The 7,171-nt window shown below is 72.9% G+C and carries 7 protein-coding genes; 2 read left to right on the top strand and 5 right to left on the bottom strand.

The window, feature by feature from the left end; all coding sequences use genetic code 11:
* From HW445_RS13875 to pdhA, 3 genes are all read right to left on the bottom strand, one after another.
* Positions 1-280: biotin/lipoyl-containing protein (locus HW445_RS13875; RefSeq protein WP_308799090.1), on the bottom strand; the 280-nt coding region annotated here is incomplete at its 3' end.
* Positions 262-1,290, bottom strand: a complete 1,029-nt coding sequence (locus HW445_RS13870) for an alpha-ketoacid dehydrogenase subunit beta (RefSeq protein ID WP_180221329.1) — start codon at positions 1,288-1,290, stop codon at positions 262-264. The genes HW445_RS13870 and HW445_RS13875, both read right to left, overlap by 19 nt.
* Positions 1,287-2,444: a pyruvate dehydrogenase (acetyl-transferring) E1 component subunit alpha gene (gene pdhA, locus HW445_RS13865; RefSeq protein WP_180221328.1), complete on the bottom strand. Its 1,158-nt coding sequence runs from the start codon at positions 2,442-2,444 to the stop codon at positions 1,287-1,289. The genes HW445_RS13870 and pdhA overlap by 4 nt, the downstream gene beginning before the upstream one ends.
* A 173-nt stretch (positions 2,445-2,617) precedes the next feature.
* On the opposite strand from pdhA, the gene HW445_RS13860 reads away from it, so the two are divergent.
* Positions 2,618-3,154 carry an Lrp/AsnC family transcriptional regulator gene (locus tag HW445_RS13860; RefSeq protein WP_374939645.1) on the top strand — a complete coding sequence of 179 codons (537 nt, stop codon included), beginning with the start codon at positions 2,618-2,620 and terminating at the stop codon, positions 3,152-3,154.
* Between the two features lie 10 nt (positions 3,155-3,164).
* On the opposite strand, the gene HW445_RS13855 is transcribed toward HW445_RS13860, so the two are convergent.
* A complete protein-coding gene (locus HW445_RS13855) occupies positions 3,165-3,749 on the bottom strand; it encodes a TetR/AcrR family transcriptional regulator (protein WP_180221327.1) in 585 nt (194 codons plus the stop codon).
* Positions 3,750-3,763: 14 nt separating this feature from the next.
* Positions 3,764-5,281, bottom strand: coding sequence for a 3-hydroxyacyl-CoA dehydrogenase (locus HW445_RS13850; RefSeq protein ID WP_180221326.1), 1,518 nt, complete (start codon positions 5,279-5,281; stop codon positions 3,764-3,766).
* A gap of 150 nt (positions 5,282-5,431) precedes the next feature.
* On the opposite strand from HW445_RS13850, the gene paaN reads away from it, so the two are divergent.
* Positions 5,432-7,168 (top strand): phenylacetic acid degradation protein PaaN, encoded by a 1,737-nt coding sequence (paaN, locus tag HW445_RS13845; RefSeq protein WP_180221325.1) that lies wholly within the window; start codon positions 5,432-5,434, stop codon positions 7,166-7,168.
* The last annotated feature ends 3 nt before the right edge of the window (positions 7,169-7,171 follow it).

Genomic DNA, 7,171 nt, shown 5'->3' with positions numbered 1-7,171 from the left:
TGCCGCCGCCCGCGTCCGCGCCCACGGCGACCGTGAGCAGCGGGGCGCCCACCGGAAGGGAGCCGCCCTCCTCGCCGAACCGCGCGGTGACCACCCCGCCGTACGGGCAGGGCACCTCCACCATCGCCTTGGCCGTCTCGACCTCGACGACGGGCTGGTCGACGGCGACCACGTCGCCGACCTCGACCATCCAGTGCACGATCTGGGCCTCGGTCAGCCCTTCGCCCAGGTCGGGCAGCTTGAACTCGAATACCTCGGCCATCAGTCGCCCGCCTCCCACTGCAGCCGTCCCACCGCGTCCAGAATCCGGTCCACGCCGGGCAGGTGATGCCGCTCCGCCATCGGCGGAGGATACGGGATGTCGAATCCGGCGACCCTGAGAACGGGCGCCTCCAGATGGTGGAAGCACCGCTCGGTGACCCGCGCCGCGATCTCCCCGCCCGGCCCGCCGAAACCGCCCGACTCGTGGACCACGACGGCGCGCCCGCTGCGCCGCACCTCGGCGCAGACCGTCTCGTCGTCGAACGGAACCAGCGACCGCAGGTCGACCACGCCCAGGTCCCAGCCCTCCGCCCGGGCGGCCTCGGCGGCCTCCAGGCAGACCGGCAGCGACGGGCCGTAGGTGATCAGCGTGGCGCTGCGCCCGGTCCGCCGGACCACGGCCCTGCCGATCGGCTCGACCGGGGTGGGGTCCTCCGGGTCCCAGGAGTCCTTGCCCCAGTAGAGCCGCTTGGGCTCCAGGAAGACCACCGGGTCGTCGGAGGCGATGGCCTGCCGCAGCATGCCGTAGGCATCGGCGACCGTGGCCGGCGTGAGCACGTGGAGTCCGGGAGTCGCCATGTAGTAGGCCTCGGAGGAGTCGCTGTGGTGCTCCACACCGCCGATGCCGCCTCCGTAGGGGACGCGCACGGTGATCGGCAGCGGCATCGCGCCCCTGGTGCGGTTGCGCATCTTCGCGACGTGCGAGAGCAGCTGCTCGAAGGCCGGGTAGGCGAACGCGTCGAACTGCATCTCGACCACCGGCCGCAGCCCGTACATGGCCATGCCGACGGCGGTGCCGAGTATCCCCGCCTCGGCGAGCGGGGTGTCGGTGCACCGGTCGTCACCGAACTCGGCGGCGAGCCCGTCGGTGATCCGGAAGACGCCGCCCAGGGTGCCGACGTCCTCACCGAGGACGTGCACCGAGGCGTCCTCGGCCATGGAGTCCCGCAGAGCGCGGTTGAGCGCCTGGGCCATCGGCGTCTGCTTGACCGCGACGGTGGTGTCGACGGCGGTGTCGACCGTGGTCATCGGGCCGTTCCTTCCCGCTTCGAGTGCGCCTCGGCCTCCAGCTCGGCCCTCAGCATCTCCTGCTGCTCCCGCAGCTGGGGCGTGGGCTCGGCGTAGACGTGGGCGAAGAGTTCCATGGGGTCGATCTCGGGATCCTGGTTCATCCGGGCCCGCAGGTCGGCGGCCATCGCCTCGGCGGCCTCGCGGACCTCGCGGATCGCGTCCTCGTCCAGCACGCCGCGCGCGGTCAGCTCGCGCTCGAGCAGCGGCACCGGGTCGTGGTCGCGCCAGGCGTCCACCTCGGAGGACTCGCGGTAGCGGGTCGCGTCGTCGGCGTTGGTGTGGGCGTCGACGCGGTAGGTGATCGCCTCCACCAGGACCGGACCGCGGCCCTCGCGCGCGTGCCGGACGGCCTCGGTCAGCACCTGGTGGACCGCGACCGCGTCGTTGCCGTCGACCAGCCGGCCCGGTATGCCGTACCCGACGGCCTTGTGGGCGAGGGAGGGCGCAGCGGACTGCTTGGCCAGCGGGACGGAGATGGCGAAGCCGTTGTTCTGCACCAGGAAGACCACGGGAGCCTGCCAGACGGCGGCGAAGTTGAGCGCCTCGTGGAAGTCGCCCTCGCTGGTGCCGCCGTCGCCGATCATCGCCAGGGCCACCACGTCGTCGCCCTTGAGCCGGGCGGCGTGGGCCAGGCCGACCGCGTGCGGGAGCTGGGTGGCCAGCGGGGTGCTCAGCGGGGCCACGCGGTTCGCGTACGGGTCGTAGCCGGTGTGCCGGTCACCGCGCAGCAGCGTGAGCGCCTCCACCGGGTCGACGCCCCGGGCGACCACGGCGAGGGTGTCCCGGTAGCTGGGGAACAGCCAGTCCTGGTCGGCGAGGACCATGGCGGCGGCCACCTCGCAGGCCTCCTGGCCGGTGCTGGACGGGTAGACGGCAAGGCGGCCCTGCTTGGTCAGCGCCGTGGCCTGGGCGTTGTAGCGGCGGCCGCGCACCACCTCGGCGTACAGGCGGCGGAGCAGACCGGGATCGGCCGCGGCGGCCTCGTCGGCGGCCGGTGTGCCGAGGACGCGGTAGGGCTCGGCGTCGGGCAGCAGGGGCGTCGGGTCCGTGCGCGGTCGCCAGGCGGGCGGCGGGGCGGGGCGGTAGGTGTCCCGCTGCTCCATCACCGTCATGACGGCACCTCCTCGTGGGAGTGGCTGACGAGGCCGCCGGGTGTGACGCACCTCACCTACCGATTGTTCGGTCGTCGGCGCAATTTGGCTACAGGCGGCTTCAGCCTGTGGACAAACGGTTCTGCACAACCTGAGATGGAGGCACGGTGTCCAGGGGAGGGAGGCGGGGAAGCATGCGACCTGAACAAATGGCCGACGGCCCGGAGGAAGGTGCCGCCCCGGCGCCCGCCGCGAGCCCCCGCCCGCTGCCCCCTCCGAGGGTCCTGGACGCCATAGACGAGGACATTCTGCGGATGCTGCAGAAGGACGGCCGTGCGTCCGTGCGGTCGGTGGCCGAGCGGGTGCACGTCTCCCGGGCCAACGCCTACGCGCGGATCAACCGGCTGATGGAGGACGGGGTGATCCGCGGCTTCGGTGCCCGGATCGACCACGAACGGGCCGGTCAGGGCACCTCCGCCTACATCACGCTCAAGATCGTCCAGAACTCCTGGCGCACCGTGCGCGAGCGGCTGCGCGCGCTGCCCGGGGCCTCGCACCTCGCACTGGTGGGCGGCGACTTCGACGTCCTCATGCTGGTGCACGCCCCGGACAACCGGGCGCTCCGGGAGCTGGTGCTCACCCGGCTGCACTCCATGCCCGAGGTGCTCTCCACCCGGACCCTGCTGGTCTTCGAGGTGGAGGACATCGAGAGCCCGCACAACCCGGTGTGAGGGGAGGCCGTCAGCCGCGCAGCCCCGTGAGGACCAGCTGGACCACCGCGTCGGCGACCTCCCGGCGGGCGCCGGTGCGCCCGTCCGGGCGGTACCACTCGACGATCGAATTGATCATGCCGAAGACCAGCCGGGTGGCCAGCCGCACCTCGACGTCCCCCCGCACGTCGCCCTCCGCCGCCGCGTTCTTCAGCAGCTCCGCCACCCGGTGGTCGAACTCGCGCCGGCGCTCCAGCGCCCACCGCTCGGTGCCGGTGTTGCCGCGCACCCGCAGCAGCAGCGTCACGTAGGGCAGCTCGGCGATCAGCACCTCGACCATCCGCCGCACCACGTACTCCAGGCGGTCCGCGGCGCGTCCCTCCCGGGCCTGCGGCTCGTCGAGGATGCCGAAGAGGCCTTCGAGCGCCCGGTTCACCGCCCGCCGGAGCAGTTCCTCCTTGCCGGAGACATGGTGGTAGATGGACGACTTGGAGATCCCGGCCGCCTTGGCCAGGTGCTCCATGGAGGTGCCGTCGTAGCCCCGCTCGTTGAACACCTGGACGGCCACCTGGAGCAGCGAGTCCGGCGTGTAGGTGTCACGCTTGGGTGTGGTCATCGCGAAGCCTTCCGTCACTTGGCCGCGGTGAACGCGTGCCGCAGCAACGCGAGGGACGGGGCGCAGCGGCCGGACGGTTCCCGCTCGTGCACCGCGTCGAGGACGCCGTAGGCCCAGTCGTCGCCGAGCCGGCGGCTCCACTCGAAGGGGCCGAGCGGGTAGTTGACGCCGAGTCGCATCGCGGTGTCGACGTCCTCCTCACCCGCCACGCCGCGGGCGACCGCGTCGAAGGCGAGGTCGATGATCCGGGCGACCGTCCGGGCGACGATCATGCCGGGCACGTCGCCGACGACGCTGACCTTCTTGCCCAGCGCCTGGAAGAGGCCCACCGCCTCGGCGAGGGTGTCCGGCGAGGTGACCGGGGAGGCAGCAAGAGCGATCCGGGTGGCCGCGCGGTAGTCCAGCGCGAGGTCGAAGGAGACCAGGTCCGGGCCGTACTCACCGACCGTCTCACCGTCCGCCAGGACCAGCGTGCCGCCGCCGGGCAGCACCAGGCGGCCTTTCTCCTCCTCGGCCGCGAAGCCCTCATCCTCGACGCGCAGGTCGATGCCGGCCTCGCGGATCAGCTCGACGACGTCAGCCGCCGGGCCGAGGTCACCCAGGAGGATGACGTGGCTGGGCGCTTCCTCGGGGCCGGCGGTGTGCGGCTCGGGACGCTCGGCGCCCTCCGCGTAGGAGTACCAGCCGTGCCCGGACTTCCGGCCGAGCCTGCCGGACTCGACCAGACGGCGCTGGGCGAGCGAGGGACGGAAGCGGACGTCCTGGAAGAAGGACTCCCACACCGACCGGGTGACCGCCTCGTTGACGTCCTGCCCGATCAGGTCGGTGAGTTCGAACGGGCCCATCCGGAAGCCGCCGCTCTCGCGCAGCACCGCGTCGACGGTGGCCGGGTCGGCGGCCCGCGTCTCGTACAGCTCGAAGGCCTCGGCGTAGAACGGCCGGGCGATCCGGTTCACGACGAAGCCCGGCTGGTCGGCGCAGGCCACGGGCGTCCTGCCCCAGCCCCGCACCGTCTCCAGCGCGCGGCCGGCGGCCCCGGCGTCGGTGGCGGACCCGGAGACCACCTCGACCAGCGGCATCAGCGGGGCCGGGTTGAAGAAGTGGAGTCCGACGAAGCGGCCGGGCAGGCGCAGCGCGCCGCCGATGGCCGTGACGGAGAGGGAGGAGGTGTTGGTGGCGAGCAGGCAGTCCTCACCGACGACCTCCTCGAGATCGCGGAACAGCTGCTGCTTGACGTCCAGGCGCTCCAGGACCGCCTCCACCACCAGGCCGCATCCGGCCAGCTCGGAGAGGGCTCCGACGGCCTCCAGCCGGCCACGGGCGGCGTCCCGGTCGGCGGAGGCGAGACGGCCCTTCTCGACGAGCCGGTCCAGGCGGGCCACGATCTCGGCCACGGCCCGCCCGGCCCGGCCGGGGGCGACGTCGTGGAGCCGGACGGGGTGTCCGGCGACCAGTGCGACCTGGGCGATGCCCTGGCCCATGGTGCCGGAACCGACTACTGCCACGGGGCTGTTCAGGTCGAGTGCTGTCATGAGCGCGATCCTCCCGCACCGGGTTGTCCACAGCCGCGGCGGACCCCCTTGTCCCGACCGATCGTTCGGTTACTCTAGCCCTGTCCTTCTGTTCCTGCCCAGCGCGCCGGTTCGACGAGGAGCCGGTCCGAGGAGGAGGTGGGTCCACCCATGGCCACCGCACCGACCGCGCACGTCCCCGCCACGACCCCGTCCGGCGAGGGCGGCCTCACCGCCGCCGAACTCGCGGACCGCCACCAGGCCACCCTCGACCAGGCGCTGGAGGCCATCCGGACCCGCGCCTACTGGTCGCCCCATCCCGAACACCCCAAGGCGTACGGGGAGAACGGCACGCTGTCCGCCGCGGAGGGCCAGGCCGCCCACGAGGCCCTCCTCGGCAGCCGCTTCGAGCTCGACCAGCCCGGCACGGACGACTGGGTGGGCGGCGAGACCTCCCCCTACGGCGTCGCGCTGGGCATCACCTACCCCCATCCGGACGTCGACGTGCTGCTCCCGGCGATGCGGGCGGGCATGCGCGGCTGGCGGGACGCCGGACCGCGGCTGCGCGCCCTGGTCTGCCTGGAGATCATCAAGCGGATCAACGCCCGCACCCACGAGTTCGCGCACGCCGTGATGCACACCAGCGGCCAGGCCTTCGTCATGGCCCTCCAGGCCGGCGGTCCGCACGCGCAGGACCGCGGGCTGGAGGCGGTCGCCCACGCCTTCCAGGAGCAGACCCGGGTGCCGGGCTCGGCCGACTGGAGCAAGCCCCAGGGCAAGCGCGACCCGCTGCGCCTGACCAAGGAGTTCACGGCCGTGCCGCGCGGCATCGCGCTGATGATCGGCTGCAACACCTTCCCCACCTGGAACGGCTTCCCCGGCTTCTTCGCCTCGCTGGCCACCGGCAACCCGGTCCTGGTCAAGCCGCACCCGCGGGCCGTGCTGCCGCTGGCGCTCACCGTGCGCATCGCCCGCGAGGTGCTCGCCGAGGCCGGTTTCGAGCCCAACCTGGTCGCCCTGGCCGCCGAGCGGCCCGGCGAGGGCCTGGCGAAGACGCTGGCGGTGCGCCCGGAGATCCGGATCATCGACTACACCGGCTCCACCGCCTTCGGCGACTGGCTGGAGACCACCGCACGCCAGGCGCAGGTCTACACCGAGAAGGCCGGCGTCAACACGGTGCTGATCGAGTCGGCCGCCGACTACCGCGGCATGCTCTCCAACCTGGCCTTCTCCCTCTCGCTGTACAGCGGCCAGATGTGCACCACCCCGCAGAACCTGCTGATCCCCCGGGACGGCATCGACACCGACCAGGGCCACCGCTCCTTCGCGGAGGTGACGGCCGACCTGGCGGCCGCCGTCTCCCAGTTGCTCGGCGACGACGCCCGGGCGGCCGGGCTGCTCGGCGCGATCGTCAACCCGGACGTCAGGACGCGTCTGGAGGCCGCGGCCGAGCTGGGCGAGGTGGTGCTGCCCTCGCGCGAGGTGGCCCATCCGGACTTCCCCGGCGCCGTGGTCCGCACGCCGGTGATGGTCCGCCTCGACGCGGCCAAGTCCGACGACGACCCGGCCTACCTGGAGGAGTGCTTCGGCCCCGTCTCGTTCGCGGTGGCCGTCGACTCCGCCGACGCCGCCGTGGAGCTGCTGCGGCGCACCGTCCGGGAGAAGGGCGCCATGACGGTCGCCGCGTACACCACCTCGGCGGAGGTGGAGCGGGCGGTCGAGGAGGTCTGCCTGGAGGAGTGCGCCCAGCTCTCCCTCAACCTGACCGGCGGGGTCTTCGTCAACCAGACGGCCGCCTTCTCCGACCTCCACGGATCCGGCGGCAACCCGGCGGCCAACGCGGCGCTGTGCGACGCCGCCTTCGTCGCCAACCGCTTCCGCGTGGTGGAGGTGCGCAGGGAGGCGTAGGCG

Origin of the sequence: Streptomyces sp. UH6 (genome assembly GCF_013421635.1) — a bacterium.
Taxonomy (GTDB): Bacteria; Actinomycetota; Actinomycetes; order Streptomycetales; family Streptomycetaceae; genus Streptomyces; species Streptomyces abyssomicinicus.
Note: the sequence above shows the minus strand (reverse complement) of the source record. Positions and strands in the feature narration are given on the sequence as shown.

What these genes read in the sequence shown, in the direction of transcription:
- HW445_RS13870 (WP_180221329.1), bottom strand. Translation starts at nt 1,290, where the DNA reads ATGACCACGGTCGACACCGCCGTCGACACCACCGTCGCGGTCAAGCAG.
- pdhA (WP_180221328.1), bottom strand. Translation starts at nt 2,444, where the DNA reads ATGACGGTGATGGAGCAGCGGGACACCTACCGCCCCGCCCCGCCGCCC.
- HW445_RS13860 (WP_374939645.1), top strand. Translation starts at nt 2,618, where the DNA reads ATGCGACCTGAACAAATGGCCGACGGCCCGGAGGAAGGTGCCGCCCCG.
- HW445_RS13855 (WP_180221327.1), bottom strand. Translation starts at nt 3,749, where the DNA reads ATGACCACACCCAAGCGTGACACCTACACGCCGGACTCGCTGCTCCAG.
- HW445_RS13850 (WP_180221326.1), bottom strand. Translation starts at nt 5,281, where the DNA reads ATGACAGCACTCGACCTGAACAGCCCCGTGGCAGTAGTCGGTTCCGGC.
- paaN (WP_180221325.1), top strand. Translation starts at nt 5,432, where the DNA reads ATGGCCACCGCACCGACCGCGCACGTCCCCGCCACGACCCCGTCCGGC.